A 24,058-nucleotide genomic window follows, 5' to 3' on the forward strand; every position below is an offset into this window, starting at 1 on the left:
CTCTGCCAACTCATCCGGTGACTGGCTCACCGCTATCGCAGGCAAGCCAGCTCCCACACTTTTACCGCGTTGTGTCAGTTAGCCGATGGTCATCAGGCTGGCGTTACCACCCGCTGCAGCAGTGTTAACGCTCAACGCACGCTCAATCACCAGACGCTCCAGCGCAATCGCCGTTTCGCCTTGCGACATACCATGCACCCCAACAATCGCCCCACCGCGCTGCGCCACTTGCTGGCACACCGCACGCAGTTGGTCGGAATCACCATGATGCAGCACGGCGTCAAACACCACGTCATCCTTGGTCCAGTCGGCCACGCGCTTGATCTTCGCCTGAATCTCCTTCGGCAGGCGTGGGAACAAGGCCTTGGTCAGCTCGGTTTCCGGCCATACCGCCGAACCACCGACGGCCAATACCGCCGCCAGTTGGGTCAGCAGGTCGCCTTCCACCTCGGCCAGGCACAGTACGTGCTCGCGCGGCAGGATGGCATAGCTGTTGCGCTCGCCGGTCGGGCCGGCCAGTTGGCGGGTGATACCGCTTTGCGACTGGGCGGCGAACTGCGTGCACAGGGCGCTCAGTTCGCTGAACTTATTGCCGTCGGCCCAGGTTTTCAGGGCGGTCAGCGATTGGCTCATGGCATCACGCAGGCGTACGTCCGGCGCGGCCAACTTGTCGCCGCGTACGAAGGATTGCTCGATCGCATCGGTAGGACGAGTCGACAGCAAACGGTACAGGTACAGCGGGCCACCGGCTTTCGGGCCAGTACCCGACAGGCCTTCGCCGCCGAACGGTTGCACGCCGACCACGGCACCCACAATGTTGCGGTTGACGTAGACGTTACCGGCGTTGACGTTATCGATCACCTTGGCGATGGTCTCGTCGATGCGCGTGTGCACGCCCAGGGTCAGGCCGTAGCCGGAAGCGTTGATCTGGCCGATGAGCTGGTCGATCTCTTTGCGCTTGTAGCGCACCACGTGCAGTACCGGGCCGAAGATCTCGCGTTGCAGTTCGTCGAAGCTTTCCAGCTCGATCAGGGTTGGCATCACGAAGGTGCCGCGCTTGATCTCTTCACCGTCGGCAATCGCCACCTGGTAAACGTTGCGGCCTTTGTCGCGCATGGCCTGGATGTGTTTCTCGATACCCGCCTTGGCTTCGGCATCGATCACCGGGCCGATGTCCACCGACAGGCGTTCCGGGTTGCCCAGGCGGCATTCAGCCATGGCGCCCTTGAGCATTTCGACCACACGGTCTGCCGAATCTTCCTGCAGGCACAGTACGCGCAGGGCCGAGCAACGTTGACCGGCGCTGTCGAAGGCCGACGACACGACATCGATCACCACTTGTTCGGTCAGCGCCGAGGAGTCCACGATCATCGCGTTCTGGCCACCGGTTTCGGCGATCAGCGGAATCGGGCGACCCTGGGCATCCAGGCGACCGGCGACATTGCGTTGCAGCAGGCGCGCCACTTCGGTGGAACCGGTGAACATCACGCCTTTGACGCGATCATCACCCACCAGGCGGGCACCGACGCTTTCGCCCTGGCCTGGCAGCAATTGCAGCACGCCTTCCGGAATGCCAGCTTCAAGCAGGATGCGTACGGCCTGGGCAGCCACCAGCGGCGTCTGCTCGGCAGGCTTGGCCAGCACCGGGTTACCGGCAGCCAGCGCAGCAGCTACTTGGCCACTGAAGATGGCGAGCGGGAAGTTCCACGGGCTGATGCACACCACCGGGCCCAATGGGCGGTGGGCGTCATTGGTAAAGTCGTTGCGCGCCTGCACTGCGTAGTAACGCAGGAAGTCCACGGCTTCACGCACTTCGGCGATGGCGTTGGCGAAGGTCTTGCCGGCTTCGCGGGCCAGCAGGCCCATCAGCGGCTGGATTTCGCCTTCCATCAGGTCGGCGGCGCGTTCCAGGATGGCAGCGCGTTCGGCGGGCGGGGTGGCCTGCCAGATCGGCGCGGCGCTGATGGCGCACTGGATGGCGTTGTCGACGTCTTCGACGGTGGCTTCCTGTACCTGGCCGACCACATCACGCAGGTCGGACGGGTTCAGCACCGGTTGGGCCGCTTCATTGCTGGCGGCGCAACCGAGCATCGGTGCGGCCTTCCAGTTGTTGTGAGCGGTGGCCAGCAGGGCGCAGGACAACGAGGCCAGGCGATGTTCGTTGGCCAAGTCGATACCGGCCGAGTTGGCGCGGTCGCTGCCGTACAGGTCACGTGGCAACGGAATGCGCGGGTGCGGCAGGCCGAAACCGCCTTCCTGGGTTGCCATTTGCTCGATGCTGGCCACCGGGTCGGCTACCAATTCCTGGATCGAGATGGACTGGTCAGCGATGCGGTTGACGAACGAGGTGTTGGCGCCGTTTTCCAGCAGGCGACGAACCAGGTAAGCCAACAGTGTTTCGTGAGTACCGACCGGTGCGTACACACGGCACGGACGGTTCAGCTTGCCTTCGGAAACCTTGCCTACAACCTGTTCGTACAGCGGTTCACCCATGCCGTGCAGGCACTGGAACTCGTACTGGCCGGGGTAATAGTTCTGGCCTGCGATGTGGTAGATAGCCGACAGGGTGTGGGCGTTGTGCGTGGCGAACTGCGGGTAGATGACTTCCGGCACCGACAGCAGTTTGCGTGCGCAAGCAATGTAGGAAACGTCGGTGTACACCTTGCGGGTGTAGACCGGGTAGCCTTCCAGGCCTTCGACCTGGGCGCGCTTGATTTCGCTGTCCCAGTACGCGCCTTTTACCAGGCGGATCATCAGGCGATGGCGGCTGCGGCGGGCCAGGTCGATGACGTAGTCGATCACATACGGGCAACGCTTCTGGTACGCCTGGATCACAAAGCCGATGCCGTTCCAGCCGGTCAGTTGCGGCTCGAAGCACAGGCGCTCGAGCAGGTCCAGGGACAGCTCCAGGCGGTCGGCTTCTTCGGCGTCAATGTTCAGGCCGATGTCGTACTGCTTGGCCAGCAAGGTCAGCGACAGCAGGCGCGGGTACAGCTCGTCCATCACGCGCTCGTACTGCGCACGGCTGTAGCGCGGGTGCAGGGCGGAGAGCTTGATGGAGATGCCCGGGCCTTCATAGATCCCACGGCCATGGGAAGCTTTGCCGATGGAGTGAATGGCTTGTTCGTACGAGGCCAGGTACTTCTGGGCGTCGTGTTCGGTGAGTGCGGCTTCACCGAGCATGTCGTAGGAATAGCGGAAGCCCTTGGCTTCGAATTTGCTCGCATTGGCCAGGGCTTCGGCGATGGTTTCGCCGGTGACGAACTGCTCGCCCATCAGGCGCATGGCCATGTCGACGCCCTTGCGGATCATCGGCTCGCCGCTCTTGCCGATGATGCGGCTCAGGGACGAGGTCAGGCCCGCTTCGTTGTGGGTCGACACCAGCTTGCCGGTCAGCAGCAGGCCCCAGGTGGCGGCGTTGACGAACAGCGAAGGGCTGTTGCCCAGGTGCGGCTGCCAGTTGCCGGTGCTGATCTTGTCGCGGATCAGTGCATCGCGGGTGCCTTTGTCCGGGATGCGCAGCAGCGCTTCGGCCAGGCACATCAGCGCCACGCCTTCCTGGGACGACAGGGAGAATTCTTGCAGCAGGCCCTGAACAATACCGGCACGGCCGCCAGCACTCTTCTGATTGCGCAGTTTTTCGGCAATGCTCGCGGCCAGCTTGTTGGTGGCTTCGGCCATCGGTGCCGGCAGGCGCGCCTGTTCGATCAGCATCGGCACCACTTCCGGCTCGGGGCGGCGGTAAGCAGCGGTGATCGCGGCACGCAATACCGATTGCGGCAGGATGCTCTCGGCGAACTCAAGGAAGCACTGGTGGGCGTGGTCGGCCTGGACCTCGCCGGCATCATCGGCCTCCTTGCTGCTCAAGCCATTGAGCTCGGCCAGGGTTGCACCACCCTCGAGTTTCTCCAGGTAATTGAAAATCGCCTGCTTGATCAGCCAGTGCGGCGTGCGATCAATGGAGGTCGCGGCGGCCTTCAGGCGTTCGCGGGTCGGGTCGTCGAGTTTGACCCCAAGGGTGGTCGTTGCCATTTTTTTATCCTCATGGGTGCCACTACCGAGTGGCATCTGCTGGCGGCAAGATTAGCTTTGCCCATCTCGAGGTGCAACCGGGTGCAACCCTTTTGTTGGTTAAATGTTCGACGCTTGATCGGAAAAAAATAAACACACGACCGAATCCGCTCCGCGCTGGTGCATTTGCTTCTGAGATCGGCTGTTCTTGCTCCGAAAAGGAGCAAAAAAAGCGCTTTTGTCCTAAAACATACTTGGGTGCAACTTAATCGGCAGAAACTGGTTGCACCTTATTTGCTTTGTTGAATAGCATTCGCGCACCAAGGTGCAACCAACCCTGTGGGTGGGTTCATCGGCTGGCGGCTTTCCTGGGGAAACGCCAGTCATAAATGCGCGGCATGCAGGTTCGTCTATCCGGTTATCCACGGGTGGCCGTCCCTATGACCGTCGCTACATAAAAACAAAGCCAGGGCGTCACTCCTATGAGCGTTAGTAATCCAACCCTGATCACGTTCGTGATCTACATCGCAGCAATGGTGCTGATCGGCCTGATGGCCTATCGCTCCACCAACAACCTTTCCGATTACATCCTGGGCGGCCGCAGCCTCGGTAGCGTGGTGACAGCTCTGTCCGCCGGTGCTTCCGACATGAGCGGCTGGCTGTTGATGGGCTTGCCGGGCGCGATCTACATGTCCGGTCTGTCGGAAAGCTGGATTGCCATCGGCCTGATCGTCGGTGCTTACCTCAACTGGTTGTTCGTGGCCGGCCGCCTGCGGGTGCAGACCGAACACAACGGCGACGCCCTGACCCTGCCGGATTACTTCTCCAGCCGCTTCGAAGATAAAAGCGGCCTGCTGCGGATCATCTCCGCCGTGGTGATCCTGGTGTTCTTCACCATCTACTGCGCCTCCGGCATCGTTGCCGGCGCCCGCCTGTTCGAAAGCACCTTCGGCATGTCCTACGAGACCGCGCTGTGGGCCGGTGCTGCAGCGACCATTGCCTACACCTTCATCGGTGGTTTCCTGGCAGTCAGCTGGACCGATACCGTACAAGCCACGTTGATGATCTTCGCGCTGATCCTCACGCCGATCATTGTGCTGCTGGCCACCGGCGGCGTAGACACCACCTTCCTGGCCATTGAAGCCAAGGACCCGACCAGCTTCGACATGCTGAAAAACACCACCTTCATCGGCGTTATTTCGCTGATGGGCTGGGGCCTGGGCTACTTCGGCCAACCGCACATCCTCGCGCGTTTCATGGCGGCGGACTCGGTGAAGTCGATCGCCAAGGCGCGTCGTATTTCCATGACCTGGATGATCCTGTGCCTGGGCGGCACCGTGGCAGTGGGCTTCTTCGGTATCGCTTACTTCTCGGCGCACCCGGAAGTGGCAGGCCCGGTGACTGAAAACCCAGAGCGCGTGTTTATCGAGCTGGCCAAGATCCTGTTCAACCCATGGGTTGCCGGTGTGTTGCTGTCGGCCATTCTGGCGGCGGTGATGAGCACCCTGAGCTGCCAATTGCTGGTGTGCTCCAGCGCCCTGACCGAAGACTTCTACAAGGCTTTCCTGCGCAAGGGCGCGTCCCAGCGTGAACTGGTATGGGTCGGTCGCCTGATGGTGCTGCTCGTGGCCTTGATCGCCATCGCCATGGCCGCCAACCCGGAAAACCGCGTACTGGGCCTGGTCAGCTACGCCTGGGCCGGTTTCGGTGCAGCCTTCGGCCCTGTGGTACTGATCTCGGTAATCTGGAAACACATGACCCGCAACGGCGCACTGGCTGGCATCCTGGTCGGCGCAATCACTGTGATCGTGTGGAAACACTTTGAATTGCTGGGCCTGTACGAAATCATCCCAGGCTTCATCTTCGCCAGCCTGGCGATCTACTTCGTGAGCAAGATGGGCGCACCGACGGTGGGTATGGTCGAGCGTTTTGATGCTGCGGAAAAAGATTACAACTTGAACAAGTAATTCGCTGGGCGCTCAGCGCTTAGAGGATGAACAAAAGGCCCGCGTATTATGATCGCGGGCCTTTTTTACTTTACTGGATCAATAAAGGAGATGGCGACCATCCCTGACAAGCCGAGCGTGCAGAGAAAGAACGTTAGATGGAGCAGAAGCTTTGTTTGACGTGGAAAGGCCCGCGCCTGCTCTAGGTCAGCGACGCCTCGCCAAGCATTAAATCGGGGTAGCGCAATGACGCAATATACTGCGCAAAGCCTCGCTATCCTTTCCCTTGGTGAATTTCTCAAATAACTGCTGTGGACGGCGACCAGGCGACATTTGTCCAGGAGCGCTTCCATGGTCTCGAGTTTTCGGTAGCACAAAAAGAACATAAGTATGTTTGAGATGATTGCTGCAGATATTGAGCTAATGGCGACCAATATGATTGGGGGCCAATTCATGAACGCCTCAATACTCATACAAAAACTCACCTACCTTTTCGCCAGCCGTGCCGCCAAAATGCCCTCCTGCTGCCCCGCCGAGGCCCCCGGCAACTAACATACAGGCTAGAGCCCCTGGGCCAGTACTAGGAGCTAATAAAAAAATACACAGTGCTGTCCCGCCAAAACCACCCGCTAAGCCTCCACTAACTCCTGCGCTCAGTTTTCCCAGCTCTACATATCTGGCTTTCCTGCACTGCTCCTCTCTCCCGGTCGAACACGCCTCTTTTATCTCCAGCGCCGTCACCGTCGTACTCAATGCTATCCCCAACGGCGTCCCGTTTTTAAGCAGCTTCGCCGTCTTCGAAATCCGTGCGATGGTCTCTTGATACCGGCTTATCTCCCCCGTATGCAAATAGCTTCTGGTCGAGACACCTAGCATTTTCTTGATCGAGCCTTCATTGCGCAGCCCCGTGCCATAACGCGCAAAACCCCGCAGTTGAGCGTCCAGCCTTGCAAACAGTGTTCGGCGTCGTGCGAGAAACTCCTCTCTGGCGGCACCACCGCCCCGGCGTAGTGACTGTTTATGCAGGGCATCAATTTCTTCCAGGGTTTTTGCAATGTCTTGCAAATGCTTGCTCCAGGCATCACCTGCCGTGCCTATACCCAGTGAGGTATACCCCAGCAGCTTTTGCAGCAAATCATAGTTGTGCACTGCAAAGGCATCCCCGCCTTCGGCCATCACGCTGTGGCGAATATCCCAGGCGGCTCGCATCAAGCGTGACTCTTCCAGGGTACAGGCTGCGGTAGTGTCGTCGCCGATAATGACGAGTTGCCCCGGTAGCACCACCACATTGCGAATGTGCGCGTTGAGCGCGTCGAACTTGGCTTCGGCGTGCTTTCCTAAGCGTAATTTGGCCTTGAGTTCCACAGAGGTTTGTTGCTGGTCATTGATAAACGCATAGGGCTGGGACATTACAGATTCCCCAGCAATAGTGATCGGCTCGAAGAGTGGCGATTGCCTGCCATGAAAACATTCCTTTTGAATGAACATGGCTGCGCAATTTAAACAGGTGATGAGAGGGTGTCGTGGTTATGGAGGGGCGTTTCGGGGTGGTGTTTTTACGTTTGGGAAACAGGCTACTGGGCTGCCGTAATATTCTGTCAGACGTGTGGATTTTTAGCGCAATGGGGCTTCAGCACGCGGCTACCCCCCCATCAAATGAAGACGGCGGTAGGACCTTACTGATTTACCCGGTATGAGCTCAGGCCGGCCGTAAGCTGGTGCAGAATCGACCGCCCACCCTTCGCAGAGAAACACCGGATGTTCGCTCCTGCCAACCAACCTGCATTTACCCTGGCCCTGGACGGGTCGCCCAGTGACTTCAAGGTGTTCGCGTTCAACGGCACCGAGGCCATCAGCCAGCCTTACCGGTTTGAACTTGAGCTGGTCTGCGAGCAGCCGGATATCGACCTGGAGGGCTTGCTGCATCGCCAGGTGTACTTGGGCTTCGATGAGCAGGGGCATGGCGTTCATGGCCTGGTGTATCGGGTTGCCCAGGGCGACTCGGGCCGGCGCCTGACGCGCTACCAACTCAGCCTTGCGCCGCATGTGGCGTACCTGGCGCACAGCAGCCACCAGCGCATTTTCCAGCATAAGACGGTGCCGCAGATTGTTGCCCAGGTGCTGGCCGGGCAGGGGATTCACAGTGACCGTTTCGAGTTCCGGCTGAGCGGTGATTACCCTGAGCGTGAATATTGCGTGCAGTTCGGCGAGAGCGACCTGGCGTTCATCCAGCGCCTGTGTGCCGAGCTGGGGATTCACTATCACTTCCAGCATTCCCCCGAAGGGCACCTGCTGGTGTTTGGCGATGACCAGACGGTGTTTGCCCAGATGGATCAGCCTACGCCTTACCGGCCAGGTTCGGGAATGGTGGCCGAGACCCCCGCGATCAAGCGCTTCACCTTGCAATTGGCGACCCGGACCACGGCGCTGAACCTGCGCGATTACGACTTTCGCAAACCCCATGTCGAGCTGGAAAGTACGGCTGTCGACGCGTCATTGCCCAAGCTTGAAGCGCAGCACTACCCTGGTAATTTTTCCGACCGCACCCATGGCAAATATCTCGCCCAGCGTGGCCTGGAGCGGCACCGCAGCGACTATCGCAGTGCCCATGGTCAGGGCGATGAGCCGGCGTTGGCCAGTGGCCGGTTTTTGCAGTTGCGTGAGCACCCCCGCGAGGACTGGAATGACTTGTGGCTAGTGACGCAGGTGCGCCATGAAGGCAAACAGCCCCAAGTGCTGGAGGAGGCAGTCACCGAGGAGGACGGTGGGGAGCTGCGCCAGGGGTATCGCAACGCATTTGTGGCCGCGCCATGGGATGCGGTGTTTCGTCCGCCCTTGCCAGAGCAGCCGCGCCCGACGGTAGCGGGGTATCAAAGCGCGGTGGTCACTGGCCCGGTTGACAGTGAGGTTCACTGTGACGAATACGGCCGGGTCAAGGTGCAACTGGCGTGGGATCGTGTCGGCGAGCACAACGACCATTCCAGTTGCTGGCTGCGGGTTGCCACTGGTTGGGCCCATGACCGTTATGGTGTGGTGCTGATCCCCAGGGTCGGGATGGAAGTGCTGGTGGGGTTCGTCGATGGCGACATGGACCTGCCGCTGGTGGTGGGGTGCCTGCCCAACGCCGCCACGCCTGTGCCCCTCGACCTGCCCGCGGACAAGACCCGCAGTCTCTGGCGTAGCCAGAGCAGCCCGGGCGGTGGAGGCTATAACGAACTGCGTATCGAGGACCGCAAGGGCGCCGAGGAAATCTACCTGCGCGCCCAGCGGGACTGGACCGCGCATGTGCTGCATGACCAGCAGGTACAGGTCGACAACCAGCGTCATGTGCGGGTAGGCGGCGAGTCGCGCCATGAGTTGCAGGGCCAGGAGCAGCGCATCACCCATGGCAACCGTTTGACGGAACTCAAGCAGGATGACCATCTGGTGGTCGGCGGTTCGCAACACATGCGGGCCGGGCAGACCCTTACGCTGGGCGCCGGGCAAAGCATCATCATTGATGCGGGTGCCAGCGTGACGATCCAGGCGGGCGGGCAGTCGATCACGTTATCGGCGGGCGGGATATTCAGCAGCGTGCCGATTCAGCTCGGCAGCGCGCCTGCCCCGACACCGGCGCCGTTGATGCCTGGATTGAACGAGACTTTATTGACGGTGGTGCCCGCGCCGTTAAGCCGCGCACAAGTGGTCAGCCTGAAACGCAGCGCGCCGTTCTGTGAAGAATGCGAGCGCTGCAAGAACGGCCAGTGTGACATCGGCGCCCATGTGCGGAGTGCGTCCTGATGCCTGCACCCTTGACGCCCAGTGCCTGGCTGGCGCAATACCCGTTGCAGCCAGATGAACAGCTGTACGCCGTGCTGGGCAATGCCAGCGACTCCAGGCCGCTCGCCGTCTGGCAAGCCACGGCCGCGGCAAAGATGCCGCGACCGATCTGGGCGGGCACGGCCTACGCCAACTGGGATGAGGTCATGCCCTACGTGGGCATCGTTGAACCGGGCAGTGCCTTTCTCGAGTGGATAGCCACCACCCAAGCGACGGATTGGGGCTGGCTGGCCGTCTCATCCAGCCCGCTGGACGTGGTGGTCGCGCATTTGCAGGGCTTGACCCATGTGTACCTGCCGGAAAACGAGACGGTGTTTTTGCGTTTCTGGGACGGCGCGCACCTTTTGCCGATGTTGCAGTCATTAGGCGACGAGGCGGCGCGTGTGTTTCCGGTGTTCCAGCGCTACCTGGTCAACGGCCAGCCGCTGTCCGTGGCGCCCAGGTCAGTCGCTGCGGCCCCAGCCAGCCCCTGGTGGCAGGTACCGGCGTGCTTGCTGACGCACATGGCCCAGCAGTCACCGCAGGTGCTGGTCGACAATCTGCTGCAATGGCTCCAGGAACAGCGCCCTGACCTCTACACCGCGTTTACGCCAGCCACCTTGCAGCACAAGGTCGCTTACTTCGCACGCAGTCCGCAAATCAGCCATGGCGCATTGGCTGATTACCTTGCCTCGCAACTCGGTTGAGCCCCTGGTGATAGCGTGACATCCGTGCCGCCTGCCGTGCGGCCCTGCACCTTTGCGTCGGTAGAAGGTAAACTTCGCCCCCTGCGCAGGAGCAACCATGAATTATCGTCACGCCTTTCACGCCGGCAACCATGCCGATGTCTTCAAACACCTGACCTTGACCCGCCTCATCGCCCTGATGTCGCGCAAGGAACAGCCGTTCGCCTACCTCGACACTCACGCAGGCATTGGCTTGTACGACCTGCAGGGCGACCAGGCCAACCGCACTGGTGAGTATCTGGAAGGCATCGCCCGCCTGTGGGGCGCAAGCGACCTGCCGCCGCTCACCGCCGACTACATGCGCGTGCTGCACGAGATGAACCCGGATGGCCAGTTGCGCTACTACCCCGGCTCGCCGGAACTGGCGCGCCGCCTCACGCGGCCCCAGGACCGTGTGCTGCTCAATGAGAAGCACCCGCAAGATGGCGTGCTGCTCAAGGACAACATGAAGGGTGATCGCCGCGTCAAAGTGCACTTGGGCGAAGGCTGGCATGTGCCACGGGCCTTGCTGCCAGTGCCGGAAAAGCGCGCGCTGATGCTGATCGACCCGCCGTTTGAAAAGCTCGACGAAATGCAGCGTTGCGCGGCATCCCTCAAGGAAGCCGTCAGCCGTATGCGCCAGACGGTGGCGGCGATCTGGTACCCGGTGAAAGACCAGCGCATGTTGCGCCGTTTCTACCAGGACCTGGCCGGTACCGGTGCGCCGAAGCTGCTGCGTGTGGAGTTGCTGGTGCATCCGCTGGACACGCCCAATACCCTCACTGGCTCGGGCCTGGCGATTGCCAATCCGCCGTGGGGCTTGGAAGAAGAGCTGCGGGAGTTGCTGCCGTGGTTGTCCAAGCAACTGGGCCAGACCCAGGGTGGCTGGCAGATGGATTGGCTCATCGCCGAATAACCGATCTAAATCCAAACGCAGGACCCAATGTGGGAGCGGGCTTGCTCGCGAAAGCGGAGTGTCAGTCACTGAATTTGCTGACTAATACTCCGCTTTCGCGAGCAAGCCCGCTCCCACATTTTGATTTGTGTAGCTTCCTAGATCGGGCAGGTCACGCCCGTTCCGCCGATCCCGCAGTAACCCTGGGGATTCTTCGCCAGGTACTGCTGGTGATACGCCTCGGCGAAGTACACCGTCGGGGCTTCTTCGATTTCCGTGGTGATCTCACCCAGGCCGGCCTTGCTCAGCTCTTGCTGATACGCCGCGGCACTGGCCTTGGCTGCCGCCAGTTGCTCAGGCGTAGTGGCGTAGATCACCGAACGGTACTGGCTGCCGATGTCGTTGCCCTGGCGCATGCCCTGGGTCGGGTTGTGCAGTTCCCAGAACATCTTCAGCAGGTCTTCGTACTTGACCTTGGCCTGGTCATACACCACCAGCACCACTTCGCTATGGCCGGTCAGGCCCGAGCAGACTTCTTCATACGTCGGGTTGGGCGTAAAGCCGCCTGCGTAGCCGACCACGGTGCTGACCACGCCGTCGCGCTGCCAGAACTTGCGTTCTGCGCCCCAGAAGCAGCCCAGGCCGAAGATCGCAAAGCCGACGTCATCCAGGAACGGGCCCAGCAGTGGGTTGCCGTTGACGAAGTGCGTTTCGGGCAACTTCATCGGGGTTTCACGGCCAGGCAGAGCTTGTTCTTGAGTAGGCAGCACGTTTTTGTTCACCAGAATTTCCGAGCGCAAGACCATGATCAGTCCTCTCGTCAGGTTGAGTAACAGTAAATTGTCAGACAGCCAGTGTGCCCGAGTGTTACAGCGCTGTCAGGCGATTGGCCCGCGCGGGTAGCGTTTAAGCCTGTGCAGCAGCTCGGCACCCGGGATCGGGCGGTCGAACAGATAGCCCTGGCCCACGTCGCAACGGTGCCGGCGCAGGAACGCCAGCTGCTCAGCGGTCTCGATGCCTTCGGCCACCACCTTGAGCTTGAGGTTGTGGGCCATGGCGATCACCGCCGAGGTGATTTCCATGTCGTCCTGGTTGTCCGGGATTTCATGGATAAAGCTGCGATCAATCTTAATGATGTCGATGGGGAATTTTTTCAAGTAGCTCAGCGACGAGTAACCGGTGCCGAAGTCGTCCATCGCCAGGGTCAGGCCGAAGCTCTTGAGCTGGTCCAGTTGCAAGCGCGTATCTTCGGTGGCTTCCAGCAGCAGGCCTTCGGTCAGCTCCAGCTCCAGCAGGTTGGCCGGCAGCTCTTCCTCCTTGAGGATGGTGGCAATCGACGCCACCAGATCCGGGTCGGAGAATTGCTTGGGCGACAGGTTGATGGCCACCTGCAAGTTGCCCAGGCCTGCGGCGGTCAATTGCCGGCTCATACGGCAGGCCTGGCGCGCGATCCATTTGCCGATAGGGATGATCAGCCCGGTCTCTTCAGCCACGCTGATGAACTGGTCGGGGCGGATCATGCCTTTTTCCGGATGGTTCCAGCGCAACAGCGCTTCCATGCCCAGCAGGCGACCGCTGCGCAGGCACAGCTTGGGCTGGTAGAACACGTCCAGCTCGTTCTGGGTCAGGGCACGGCGCAGGTTGTTTTCCACGAACAGCTTGTAGCTGGCCTCGGCGTTCAGGGCTTCGGTAAACACCTGCACCTGGTGTTTACCGTTGGCCTTGGCCTTATGCAGGGCCAGGCCGGCGTTGCGCATCAGGGTTTGCGGGTCGCGGCCATGCAGCGGCGCGCAGGCCAGGCCCACGGAGCCGGTGACGCTGATCAACTGGTTGTCGACGAACATCGGCTTGTCGAGGGTGGTTAGCAACTGGCTGGCCACCTGCTGGCCGGTCTCCAGGTCGGCGTCGTCCAACAGCACCGCGAATTCATTACTGGCGAAACGCGCCAGGCTGCCGCCGCTGCTCAAGCTGTTGCGCAGGCGGCGCGCGAGGCTGATCAGCAACTTGTCGCCAGTCTGATGGCCGAGGCTGTCGTTGATGCGCTTGAAGTTGTCGATGTCCACCAACAGCAGGCTGATCGGGCTGTCGCTGTCGCGGGCAAAGCGCTCGTCGAGGTTGCGAATGAACGCCGGGCGATTGCCCAGGTTGGTTAGGTTGTCGGTGTAGGCCAGGCGTTCGATGCGCTGTTGCGCGAGCTTGGTCTGGGTGATGTCTTCGTAGATGCCGATGTAGTGGGTCAGCTCGCGGTTGTCGCCATACACCTTGGAAATCGACAGCTGGCCCCAGTAGGGTTCCAGGTTCTTGCGGCGGCTCTTGAACTCACCTTGCCAGCTGTTGCTTTTGGCCAGGGCCGAGGGTGCGTCGAACAGCAACTCGCTGAGGTTTTCCAGGGCCGGCAGTTGGGCCAGGCGATGGCCGTGGACTTCTTCGGCGCTGTACTGGGTGATCGCGGTGAAGCTGGGGTTGACGTACTCCACCACGCCGTCGCAATTGACCAGCAAAAACGCGTTGGCGCTTTGCTCCACGGCGCGCTGGAACAGGTGCAGGGCGCTGGTGGCGGTGCGGCGGTTGTGGTTATTGATGACCTGGGCGAACTGGTCTGCCAGCTCGCCAGCAAACGCGATCTCATCGGACTGCCAGGCGCGCGGGCTGCCGCCTTGTTCCAGGCACAGCACGCCGACGACCTGGCCGTCGACACGGATGCTGGCGTCGAGCATCGCGTGGATGTCCTTGGCGCGCAGGCTTTCGGCCATTTCCCGGGTGCGTGGGTCGCGCAGGGCGTGGGTGGCATCGATGGCGCGGCTCGAATGCAGGGCTTCCAGGTAATCCGGGAAGCCACTGGCGTCGATGGCTTCGGGCAGGTGGTGTTGTTGATCGGCGCGGTGATAGGCGGAGATCGGTACCAGGTGATGGCCTTCGAGGTTCCAGATGCTGGCGCAGTCGATCTGGTAGATGTCACAGGCGCTGCGCGTGATCAGCTCAGCGGCTTCTTGCAGGGAGTTGGGCGTGGTGTAGCGTTGGCGCGCCAGCAGCAGGATCAACTCCTGCTGGGCACGTACTCGCTCCAGGTGCTGCAACTGTTCCTGCTGCGCTCGCTGGTTGAGCTCCAGGGCGATTTGCAGGCGGCTGTTCTGGTTTTCCAGGTCGACGGTCGGGGCGGGCGTGCTGGTCTCGCTGAACAGCCCCTCGACCACCATCAGGTAGCCGCGCACCAGGTGGCGGTTATGTTGTTTGTAGGCTTCGCCCATCTCCAAAACGCTCAGCGGGCCGTCATGGGTGTGCAGGGTGTAGCGCACCAGATAATGGGGGCTGTGGGCCAGTTGCTGCTGGATCGCATCGTGCAACTGGTAGCGCGCCTGGGGTTCCATCAGGCTGGCGTAGGGCGTGCCGATCAAGGCGCAGAGTTCAACCGCTGGCAGGCCAAACTGGCGCTCGCAATTGGGGTCGAGGTAGAGCAGGGCCCAGCTTGCCTCATTAAGCCGCTCGAAACGCAGCATACCGAGGCGCGAAGGCACCGGTAATTGCGTCACTACCTCGGCCGCCATACGGGCGACATCGGGTTGGCTTTTCATGGGGAAACTCGCTTGGGAAAATGCGCACTGCGCTGGGCTCACGCCCTCTTGACTGTCGACTGCGGCAAGGTTGCATCATGCAGCACGCAGTGACAAGAGAGGATGAAGGCTAAGTGCTATAAGCCTGTTATCGGCCGCATGGGTGATTTCTGTAATTGGGGTGATCGGTGGTTCACACCTGTTCTCTGTAGGAGCGAGCTTGCTCGCGAAAAACGCCAGAACACCGCGTTTAACCAGAGTACCTGCGTTATCGTTGACGATCTTCGCGAGCAAGCTCGCTCCTACAGAAAACACAGGCAAAAAAAGCCCCGCCAAGTGGCGGGGTTGAGGTACGAGCGTGGCGCTCGGAAATCGGTGTGGCAAGGGCCTTCCCGGTAACAGGAAGGCCTTGCGCCTTACAGCAGGATGGTGCGGATGTCGTTCAGCAACTGGCTCAGGCGCTGGGTGAAGCGCGCAGCCGCGGCGCCGTTGATCACGCGGTGATCGTAGGACAGCGACAGTGGCAGCATCAGCTTGGGTTGGAACGCTTTACCGTCCCACACAGGCTGGATGGTGGCCTTGGACACACCCAGGATCGCCACTTCCGGCGCGTTGACGATTGGCGTGAAGCCAGTGCCGCCAATGTGGCCGAGGCTGGAGATGGTGAAGCAGGCGCCCTGCATGTCGTCCGGGGTGAGTTTCTTGTCACGGGCCTTGGCAGCCAGTGCGGCCGCTTCGCCAGCCAGTTGCAGCAGGCTCTTCTGATCGACGTTCTTGATGACCGGTACCAGCAGGCCATCCGGGGTGTCGACCGCAAAGCCGATGTGCACGTACTTTTTGCGAATGATCGCCTTGCCGCTTGGCGCCAGCGAGCTGTTGAAGTCCGGCAGTTCCTTGAGCAGGTGTGCACAGGCCTTGAGCAGCAGTGGCAGCACGGTCAGCTTCACACCGGCCTTCTCGGCCACGGCTTTCTGCGCAACGCGGAACGCTTCCAGGTCGGTGATATCGGCCTGGTCGAATTGAGTCACGTGCGGGATGTTCAGCCAGCTGGCGTGCAGGCCTGCCGCGCCGATTTGCATCAGGCGGGTCATCGGCACTTCTTCGATTTCGCCGAAGCGGCTGAAATCCACGGTACGGATCGGCGGAATGCCCGAACCACCGGTAGCGCCGCCGGCAGCCGGAGCTTCCTTGGCTTTTTGCATCATGGCTTTGACGTAAACCTGCACGTCTTCCTTCAGCACACGGCCGTGAGGGCCGCTGGCCGCGACGGCGCTCAGCTCGACGCCGAATTCACGGGCCAACTGACGCACGGCTGGGCCGGCGTGAACCTTGGCACCGCTTGGCGCAGGTGCAGCAGCCGCAGGGGCTGGCGCAGCTTCGGCTTTTGCGGCCGGCGCAGGGGCAGCAGCGGCAGGTGCCGCTTCAGCCTTGGCCGCCGGAGCAGCAGCCGGTGCTGGTGCGGCGGCTGGCGCAGCACCTTGTACTTTGAGCTTGAGGATGAAGTCACCGGTGCCGACTTCGTCTTCCAGCTTGACCGCAATGCTTTCCACCACGCCGGCAGCCGGCGATGGGATCTCCATGGAGGCCTTGTCGGACTCCAGGGTGATCAGCGACTGGTCGGCTTCGACGGTGTCGCCGACCTTGACCAGCAGCTCGATGATCTTGGCCTTGCCCGACGAGCCGATGTCCGGAACGTGAATGTCCTGGACGGTCGCGGCGGCAGGTGCAGCAGCGGGGGCTGGAGCAGCCTCGGCAGCGGCAGGTTTTTCAGCAGCAGGTGCAGGTGCAGCGGCGGCCGGAGCCGCGGCCGCAGGGGCTGCATCAGCAGCACCTTCGATTTCCAGTTCCAGCAGCTCGTCGCCTTCTTTCAGGCGGTCGCCCAGCTTCACCTTCAGGCTCTTGACCACGCCGGCCTTGGGAGCAGGGATTTCCATGCTCGCCTTGTCCGACTCCAGGGTCAGGATGCTCTGGTCGGCTTCGACGGTGTCGCCGACCTTCACAAACAGCTCGATTACTTCACCTTCACCGCTGCCGATGTCAGGTACGCGAATGAGTTCGCTCACAAAAAATCTCCTCAGCAGTCCAGTGGGTTGCGTTTTTCCGGGTTGATCCCGAACTTGACGATAGCGTCAGCCACCACCTTAGGTTCGATCTCACCACGGTCAGCCAAGGCTTCCAGGGCTGCCAACACCACGAAGTGACGGTCGACTTCGAAGAAGTGACGCAGCTTCTTGCGGCTGTCACTGCGGCCGAAACCATCGGTGCCCAGGACTTTGAATTCCTTGGACGGGACCCACTGGCGAATTTGTTCAGCAAACAGTTTCATGTAGTCGGTAGAGGCAATGACTGGACCCTTACGGCCGGCCAGGCACTCTTCGACGTAGCTCTTGGCTGGCTTCTGGCCAGGGTGCAGGCGGTTGCTGCGCTCCACGGCCAGGCCGTCACGGCGCAGTTCGTTGAAGCTGGTCACGCTCCACACGTCGGCACCGACGTTGAACTCGTCACGCAGGATCTTCGCCGCTTCACGCACTTCGCGCAGGATGGTGCCGGAGCCCATCAGCTGTACGTGGTGCGCCGCTTCCTTGGTGTCTTCTTCGAGCAGGTACATGCCCTTGATGATGCCTTCTTCCACACCGGCCGGCATGGCTGGCTGCTGGTAGGACTCGTTCATCACGGTGATGTAGTAGAAAACGTCCTGCTGCTCTTCGGTCATCTTCTTCATGCCGTCCTGGATGATCACCGCCAGCTCATAGCCGTAGGTTGGATCAAAGGTGCGGCAGTTCGGGATGGTGGCAGCCAGGATGTGGCTGTGACCGTCTTCGTGTTGCAGGCCTTCGCCGTTCAGCGTGGTACGGCCGGCGGTACCGCCGATCAGGAAACCACGGGTGCGGCTGTCGCCAGCGGCCCAGGCCAGGTCGCCGATACGCTGGAAGCCGAACATCGAGTAGAAGATGTAGAACGGCAGCATTGGCTGGTTGTGGCTGGAGTACGAAGTACCGGCAGCGATGAAGGAGCTCATGGCGCCCGCTTCGTTGATGCCTTCTTCGAGGATCTGGCCCTTCTTGTCTTCCTTGTAGAACATCACCTGGTCTTTATCGACTGGCTCGTAGAGCTGGCCGACGGAGGAGTAGATGCCCAACTGACGGAACATGCCTTCCATACCGAAGGTACGGGCTTCGTCCGGGATGATCGGAACGATGCGTGGGCCGATGTCCTTGTCCTTGACCAACTGCGCCAGAATACGCACGAAGGCCATGGTGGTGGAGATTTCACGGTCACCCGAGCCGTCAAGGATAGCCTTGAGGGTGCTCAGGTCTGGCGTCGGTACGCTGAAGCTGTTGGCGCGACGCTGTGGCACGAAACCGCCCAGTGCACTGCGACGCTCGCTCAGGTAGCGGGCTTCGGCGCTGTTTGGCTCTGGCTTGAAGAACGGCAGGTTCTCCAGCTCTTCGTCCTTGACCGGGATGTCGAAGCGGTCGCGGAACAACTTCAGGCTGTCGACATCGACTTTCTTGGTGTTGTGCGCGGTGTTCTTCGCTTCGCCGGCACCGGTACCATAACCCTTGATGGTCTTGGCCAGGATGACGGTCGGTTGTTCTTTGTGGTTGACCGCTTCGTGGTACGCCGCGTAGACCTTGTACGGGTCGTGGCCGCCACGGTTGAGCTTCCAGATCTCGTCGTCGGACAGGTCGGCAACCATCGCCTTGAGTTCAGGCGTGTTGAAGAAGTGCTCGCGAACGAACGCGCCGTCTTTGGCTTTGTAGTTCTGGTACTCGCCGTCGATGACTTCGTCCATGCGACGTTGCAGGATACCGTCGACGTCCTTGGCCAGCAGTGGGTCCCAGAAGCGGCCCCAGATGACTTTGGTCACGTTCCACTGAGCACCGCGGAACACGCCTTCGAGTTCCTGGATGATCTTGCCGTTGCCGCGAACCGGGCCGTCGAGGCGCTGCAGGTTGCAGTTGATGACGAAGATCAGGTTGTCGAGCTTCTCGCGGCCGGCCAGGGAGATGGCACCCAGGGATTCCGGCTCGTCGCACTCGCCGTCGCCCAGGAAACACCAGACTTTCTGCTTGCCTTCGGGGATGAAGCCACGGGCTTCCAGGTACTTCATGAAGCGTGCCTGGTAGATCGCCTGGATCGGGCCCAGACCCATGGAAACGGTCGGGAACTGCCAGAAATCAGGCATCAGCCAAGGGTGCGGGTAGGACGACAGCCCCTGACCGTCGACTTCCTGGCGGAAGTTGTTCATTTGTTCTTCGCTGATGCGACCTTCCATAAACGCACGGGCGTAGACGCCTGGCGAGGTGTGGCCCTGGAAGTAGATCAGGTCGCCGCCGTGTTCGTCGGTCGGGGCCTGGAAGAAGTAGTTGAAGCCGATGTCATACAGGGTTGCGCTGGAAGCGAAGCTGGAGATGTGACCGCCCAGGTCCGAATCTTTCAAGTTCGTGCGCATTACCATCGCCATGGCGTTCCAACGTACCAGCGAGCGAATGCGGCGTTCCATGAACAGGTCGCCAGGCATGCGTGCTTCGTGGGTAACGGGGATGGTGTTGCGGTATGGCGTAGTGATGGCGTAAGGCAGTTGCGAGCCGCTGCGGGTCGCGAGTTCGCCCATACGGGTCATCAGGTAGTGAGCACGGTCTTCGCCTTCTTTGTCGAGAACCGATTCCAGGGCGTCCAGCCATTCCTGGGTTTCGACGGGATCGAGGTCTTGCATGGCTTGCTCCAGGGCGGAAAGGCTACCAGAATCGGTTGCCTGAAGTTTGCGACTGGCCTTGTGGGCAGACGACATAAATTCTTGGATGGCCGAAGGTTGCTTCGGCGTCCTGTAGTTTTACTACAAATCGTCGGCCATTTCAGCCTTTCGAATGTATATACGAGTAGTAAAACTACACAAGACTGAGCGTATGGCTCGGTCTTGCTGGTGAGCATAATCGTTATTGTTGGTCTATTGCGAACAAGAAAAGGTGAAACTTTGATGTTGCCTGCCAAGATTAATTTAATTTCAGCTATTTCTAACCTTTGTTCGACAGTCCTTCACCGAGCATGGCTCTTGCCTTCACAACTACACGCCATTTACACGCCGATCAAGGATAGACCATGAGCCTTCCAACGCTGGCCGAACTGCCGGCCATTCTGTTGCCTTACGCCAACCGGGCCGAGCAGTCATTTCGTGACGCGGTGGCCGCGCTGGATGACGATCATGGCCTTTCTGCGTGGACGCCGCAACGGTGGGCCGACTTTGCCCGCGTGTGCGCCGCCAGTGATTTCGTCATTGAACAGAGTGTTCGTGACCCTTTGATGTTGCTTGAGCTGGCGGCCTGGGGCGAGCTGGACCGCGGGTTTGCGCCCGGCGAGCTGTGCAGCCAGATAGCCGGTGCCGTGCAACAGGCCGAAACAGAAGACGAGCTGGGCCGCGTGCTGCGCCGCCAGCGCACGCGCCAGCAGGTGCGCATCATCTGGCGCGACCTCACACGCCAGGCCGACCTGGTGCAAACCTGTCGCGACCTGTCCGACATGGCCGACGCCTGCATCGACCAGGCCTATCAATGGCTGTACCAGCGCCACTGCGCCCAGTTCGGCACGCCGACCGGCGCACGCAGTGGCGAGGCGCAGCACATGGTCATCCTCGGCATGGGCAAGCTCGGTGCGGTGGAGCTGAACCTGTCGTCGGATATCGACCTGATCTTTGCTTACCCCGAAGGCGGCGAAACGGTAGGCGTGAAGCGTGCCCTGGATAATCAGGAGTTCTTTATTCGCCTGGGTCAAAAGCTGATCAAGGCCCTCGACCCGATGACCGTCGACGGTTTTGTCTTCCGCGTCGACATGCGCCTGCGCCCCTACGGTTCGGCCGGCGCGCTGGTGCTCAGCTTCAACGCGCTGGAGCAGTACTACCAGGACCAGGGCCGGGACTGGGAGCGCTACGCCATGATCAAGGCGCGGGTGGTGGCCGGCGACCAGGTGGCTGGCGCGCAACTGCTCGACATGCTGCGCCCGTTTGTCTATCGCCGTTATCTGGACTTCTCGGCCATCGAAGCGCTGCGCACCATGAAGCAACTGATCCAGCAGGAAGTGCGGCGCAAGGGCATGGCCGACAATATCAAGCTGGGCGCGGGCGGCATTCGTGAGGTGGAGTTTATCGCCCAGGCCTTCCAATTGATCCATGGCGGCCGCGACCTCAGTCTGCAGCAACGCCCGCTGTTGAACGTTCTGGGCACCCTGGAAGGTCAGGGTTATTTGCCCGCGGCGGTGATCAGCGAGCTGCGCAGCGGTTACGAGTTTTTGCGTTACACCGAACATGCGATCCAGGCGATTGCCGACCGCCAGACGCAAATGCTGCCGGACAGCCCTGAAGACCAGGCGCGCATTGCCTTTATGCTGGGCTTCAGTGACTGGGCCGCGTTCCACGAGCGCCTGATGTACTGGCGTGGCCGCGTGGACTGGCACTTTCGCCAAGTGATTGCCGACCCTGATGAAGAAGAGGGCGAAGAAAGCGAATTGGTGGTCGGTGGTGAATGGTTGCCGCTGTGGGAGGAATCCCAGGATGACGACGCCGCGTGTCGCCAATTGAGTGAAGGCGGTTTCACCGATGCCCCCAAGGCCCTCAAGGCCTTGGCCAGCCTGCGCGCCAGCCCGCAGTTGCGCGCCATGCAGCGCCTGGGGCGTGAGCGGCTGGATGCGTTTATCCCGCGCCTGCTGGCCCAGGCCGTTGAACATGCCAACCCGGACCTGGTGCTGGAACGCGTATTGCCGCTGGTGGAAGCCGTGGCCCGACGTTCGGCCTACCTGGTGCTGCTGACCGAGAACCCCGACGCCCTGCGTCGCCTGCTGACCCTGTGCGCAGCCAGCCCGTGGATCGCCGAACAGATCACCCGTTTCCCGCTGTTGCTGGATGAATTGCTCAACGAAGGCCGCTTGTTCAAACCGCCGCTGGCGCCGGAACTTGCCGCTGAGTTGCGCGAGCGCCTCACGCGCATTCCCGAAGATGACCTTGAGCAACAGATGGAAGCCTTGCGCCATTTCAAACTGGCGCACCGCCTGCGGGTGGCTGCCTCCGAAATCGCCGGCAGCCTGCCGTTGATGAAGGTCAGTGACTACCTCACCTGGCTGGCCGAAGCCATTCTTGAACAAGTGCTGGCCCTGGCCTGGCGCCAGACGGTCGCCCGTCACGGCTCGCCGCAGCGACTGGACGGCACCCTGTGCGATCCTGGCTTCATCATTGTCGGTTATGGGAAAGTCGGCGGCATCGAACTGGGGCATGGTTCGGACCTGGACCTGGTGTTTATCCATGACGGCGACCCCCAGGCCGAGACGGACGGTGCCAAACCGATCGATGGCGCGCAATTCTTTACACGCCTGGGCCAGCGCATCATTCACCTGATGACCACCCAGACCAACTCTGGCCAGCTGTATGAAGTGGACATGCGCCTGCGACCTTCCGGCGCCTCCGGCTTGCTGGTGAGTTCCCTGGGGGCGTTTGACCGCTATCAACAAAATGAAGCCTGGACCTGGGAACATCAGGCCCTGATCCGCGCACGGGTGCTGGTGGGCAGCCAGGATGTGGGCCAGGCGTTCGAGCAGGTACGGGCTAACGTGTTGGGGCGTGAACGGGACTTGGAGAAGCTGCGCCAGGAGGTCAGCGAGATGCGTGCCAAGATGCGTGACAACCTGGGCACCAAGGCCACGACGGCCGGCAGGGGCGCCAATGCCTTCGAGGCCACGGCGCTGTTCGACCTCAAGCAGGACGCCGGAGGTATCGTCGATATTGAATTTATGGTGCAATACGCGGCTTTGGCGTGGTCTGCGCAACATCCATCGTTGCTGCGCTACACCGACAATATCCGCATTCTGGAGGGCCTGGAGCAGGTCGGGCTGATGCCCGCCGCCGATGCCCATTTGCTGCGTGAGGTGTACAAGGCCTACCGCTCAGCCGCGCATCGCCAGGCTTTGCAGAACGAGGCCGGCACGGTCGCCGGGGACCAGTTCGCCGACGAGCGGCGACAGGTGATGCGAATCTGGCAAGCGCTGGGCTTGAGCTGAAACACTATTAGGGCGGGGAGGCATAAGCCTCCCCGCATCGTTTGTGGAAACTACATGAATATTCTGATCGTTGGGCCCAGTTGGGTCGGTGACATGGTGATGGCACAGACACTGTTTCAGTGCCTGCGCCTGCGCTATCCAGACTGCCAGATCGACGTGCTCGCCCCTGAGTGGAGCCGGCCGATCCTTGAGCGTATGCCAGAGGTGCGCAAGGCCTTGAGCTTCCCGCTCGGCCACGGCGCCCTGGAGCTGGCGACCCGCCGACGCATCGGCAAATCCATGGCCGGCCAGTACGACCAGGCGATCCTGCTGCCTAACTCGCTGAAGTCGGCGCTGGTGCCGTACTTTGCCGGTATCCCCAAGCGCACCGGCTGGCGCGGCGAGTTCCGCTATGTGCTGCTCAATGACGTACGCACCCTGGATAAAGCCCGCTACCCGTTGATGATCGAACGCTTTATGGCGTTGGCCTACGAGCCGGGCGCTGAATTGCCCAAGCCGTACCCGCGCCCCAGCTTGCAGATCGACCCGGTGACCCGCGACGCGGCGCTGGCCAAGTTTGGCCTGACCCTGGACCGGCCCGTATTGGCCTTGTGCCCGGGCGCCGAGTTTGGCGAGTCCAAGCGCTGGCCGTCGGAGCATTACGCCAAAGTTGCCGAGACGAAGATCCGCGAAGGCTGGCAGGTGTGGCTGTTCGGTTCCAAGAACGATCACTCGGTGGGCGAAGACATCCGCCAGCGCCTGATTCCCGGCCTGCGTGAAGAGGCGGTGAACCTCAGTGGCGACACGTCTCTGGCCGAGGCCATCGACCTGTTGTCGTGCGCCGACTCGGTGGTGTCCAACGACTCCGGCCTGATGCATGTGGCGGCAGCGCTGAACCGTCCGCTGGTGGCGGTGTACGGTTCGACCTCCCCAGGCTTCACTCCGCCGTTGGCCGACAAGGTCGAGGTGGTGCGCCTGGGCCTGGATTGCAGCCCGTGCTTTGAGCGTACCTGCCGTTTCGGCCACTACAACTGCCTGCGCCAGTTGCTGCCCCAGCCGGTCACCGATGCCTTGCAGCGTTTGCAGGGCGACGTGGTCGAGGTTCATTGA

General features: G+C 61.3%; 12 protein-coding genes. 6 read left to right on the forward strand and 6 right to left on the reverse strand.

The features are described 5' to 3' along the window. Nucleotides 1-78: 78 nt before the first annotated feature. On the reverse strand, nucleotides 79-4,032 hold the full coding sequence (gene putA, locus ACWHXD_RS02230) for a trifunctional transcriptional regulator/proline dehydrogenase/L-glutamate gamma-semialdehyde dehydrogenase (protein ID WP_499083508.1): 3,954 nt from the start codon (nucleotides 4,030-4,032) through the stop codon (nucleotides 79-81). Between the two features lie 461 nt (nucleotides 4,033-4,493). Between putA and putP the strand changes: the two genes are divergently transcribed. Continuing rightward, nucleotides 4,494-5,978, forward strand: a complete 1,485-nt coding sequence (gene putP / locus ACWHXD_RS02235; RefSeq protein WP_032893906.1) for a sodium/proline symporter PutP — start codon at nucleotides 4,494-4,496, stop codon at nucleotides 5,976-5,978. A 441-nt stretch (nucleotides 5,979-6,419) separates the two neighbouring features. Here putP and ACWHXD_RS02240 read toward each other — a convergent pair whose 3' ends face one another. After that, nucleotides 6,420-7,367, reverse strand: coding sequence for a hypothetical protein (locus ACWHXD_RS02240; RefSeq protein WP_032897632.1), 948 nt, complete (start codon nucleotides 7,365-7,367; stop codon nucleotides 6,420-6,422). Nucleotides 7,368-7,715: 348 nt separating this feature from the next. On the opposite strand from ACWHXD_RS02240, the gene ACWHXD_RS02245 reads away from it, so the two are divergent. The 3 genes from ACWHXD_RS02245 to ACWHXD_RS02255 all read left to right on the forward strand — a co-directional run bounded on the left by ACWHXD_RS02245 (nucleotide 7,716) and on the right by ACWHXD_RS02255 (nucleotide 11,396). After that, nucleotides 7,716-9,737 (forward strand): type VI secretion system Vgr family protein, encoded by a 2,022-nt coding sequence (locus ACWHXD_RS02245; RefSeq protein WP_138761701.1) that lies wholly within the window; start codon nucleotides 7,716-7,718, stop codon nucleotides 9,735-9,737. Continuing rightward, nucleotides 9,737-10,462: a DUF4123 domain-containing protein gene (locus tag ACWHXD_RS02250; RefSeq protein ID WP_032893902.1), complete on the forward strand. Its 726-nt coding sequence runs from the start codon at nucleotides 9,737-9,739 to the stop codon at nucleotides 10,460-10,462. The genes ACWHXD_RS02245 and ACWHXD_RS02250 overlap by 1 nt, the downstream gene beginning before the upstream one ends. Before the next feature lie 97 nt (nucleotides 10,463-10,559). Further along, nucleotides 10,560-11,396: a 23S rRNA (adenine(2030)-N(6))-methyltransferase RlmJ gene (locus ACWHXD_RS02255; protein WP_138761700.1), complete on the forward strand. Its 837-nt coding sequence runs from the start codon at nucleotides 10,560-10,562 to the stop codon at nucleotides 11,394-11,396. Nucleotides 11,397-11,533: 137 nt separating this feature from the next. Here the strand turns inward: ACWHXD_RS02255 and msrA are convergent, their stop codons facing one another. From msrA to aceE, 4 genes are all read right to left on the reverse strand, one after another. Beyond that, complete coding sequence (gene msrA / locus ACWHXD_RS02260; RefSeq protein WP_032893900.1) at nucleotides 11,534-12,181, reverse strand: peptide-methionine (S)-S-oxide reductase MsrA; 648 nt, start codon at nucleotides 12,179-12,181, stop codon at nucleotides 11,534-11,536. Between the two features lie 72 nt (nucleotides 12,182-12,253). Next, the gene (locus ACWHXD_RS02265; RefSeq protein ID WP_032893899.1) at nucleotides 12,254-14,947 is read right to left on the reverse strand and encodes a putative bifunctional diguanylate cyclase/phosphodiesterase; all 2,694 of its coding nucleotides are present in this window, start codon (nucleotides 14,945-14,947) and stop codon (nucleotides 12,254-12,256) included. A 395-nt stretch (nucleotides 14,948-15,342) separates the two neighbouring features. Continuing rightward, nucleotides 15,343-16,989, reverse strand: coding sequence for a dihydrolipoyllysine-residue acetyltransferase (aceF, locus tag ACWHXD_RS02270; protein WP_054918893.1), 1,647 nt, complete (start codon nucleotides 16,987-16,989; stop codon nucleotides 15,343-15,345). 11 nt (nucleotides 16,990-17,000) lie between these two features. Further along, nucleotides 17,001-19,646, reverse strand: coding sequence for a pyruvate dehydrogenase (acetyl-transferring), homodimeric type (gene aceE, locus ACWHXD_RS02275; protein ID WP_003187985.1), 2,646 nt, complete (start codon nucleotides 19,644-19,646; stop codon nucleotides 17,001-17,003). Nucleotides 19,647-20,029: 383 nt separating this feature from the next. Between aceE and glnE the strand changes: the two genes are divergently transcribed. Together glnE and waaF are read left to right on the forward strand one after the other, a co-directional pair. Beyond that, nucleotides 20,030-22,969, forward strand: a complete 2,940-nt coding sequence (glnE, locus tag ACWHXD_RS02280) for a bifunctional [glutamate--ammonia ligase]-adenylyl-L-tyrosine phosphorylase/[glutamate--ammonia-ligase] adenylyltransferase (protein ID WP_138761698.1) — start codon at nucleotides 20,030-20,032, stop codon at nucleotides 22,967-22,969. Nucleotides 22,970-23,023: 54 nt separating this feature from the next. Further along, the gene (gene waaF, locus ACWHXD_RS02285) at nucleotides 23,024-24,058 is read left to right on the forward strand and encodes a lipopolysaccharide heptosyltransferase II (protein ID WP_032893896.1); all 1,035 of its coding nucleotides are present in this window, start codon (nucleotides 23,024-23,026) and stop codon (nucleotides 24,056-24,058) included.

It is taken from the genome of Pseudomonas fjordensis, assembly GCF_976987115.1.

Excerpts from the sequence above, each read along its gene's own strand:
- waaF (WP_032893896.1), top strand. The coding sequence starts at position 23,024 with ATGAATATTCTGATCGTTGGGCCCAGTTGGGTCGGTGACATGGTGATG.
- putA (WP_499083508.1), bottom strand. The coding sequence starts at position 4,032 with ATGGCAACGACCACCCTTGGGGTCAAACTCGACGACCCGACCCGCGAA.
- ACWHXD_RS02240 (WP_032897632.1), bottom strand. The coding sequence starts at position 7,367 with ATGTCCCAGCCCTATGCGTTTATCAATGACCAGCAACAAACCTCTGTG.
- aceE (WP_003187985.1), bottom strand. The coding sequence starts at position 19,646 with ATGCAAGACCTCGATCCCGTCGAAACCCAGGAATGGCTGGACGCCCTG.
- ACWHXD_RS02245 (WP_138761701.1), top strand. The coding sequence starts at position 7,716 with ATGTTCGCTCCTGCCAACCAACCTGCATTTACCCTGGCCCTGGACGGG.
- glnE (WP_138761698.1), top strand. The coding sequence starts at position 20,030 with ATGAGCCTTCCAACGCTGGCCGAACTGCCGGCCATTCTGTTGCCTTAC.
- ACWHXD_RS02250 (WP_032893902.1), top strand. The coding sequence starts at position 9,737 with ATGCCTGCACCCTTGACGCCCAGTGCCTGGCTGGCGCAATACCCGTTG.
- ACWHXD_RS02255 (WP_138761700.1), top strand. The coding sequence starts at position 10,560 with ATGAATTATCGTCACGCCTTTCACGCCGGCAACCATGCCGATGTCTTC.
- putP (WP_032893906.1), top strand. The coding sequence starts at position 4,494 with ATGAGCGTTAGTAATCCAACCCTGATCACGTTCGTGATCTACATCGCA.
- ACWHXD_RS02265 (WP_032893899.1), bottom strand. The coding sequence starts at position 14,947 with ATGAAAAGCCAACCCGATGTCGCCCGTATGGCGGCCGAGGTAGTGACG.
- msrA (WP_032893900.1), bottom strand. The coding sequence starts at position 12,181 with ATGGTCTTGCGCTCGGAAATTCTGGTGAACAAAAACGTGCTGCCTACT.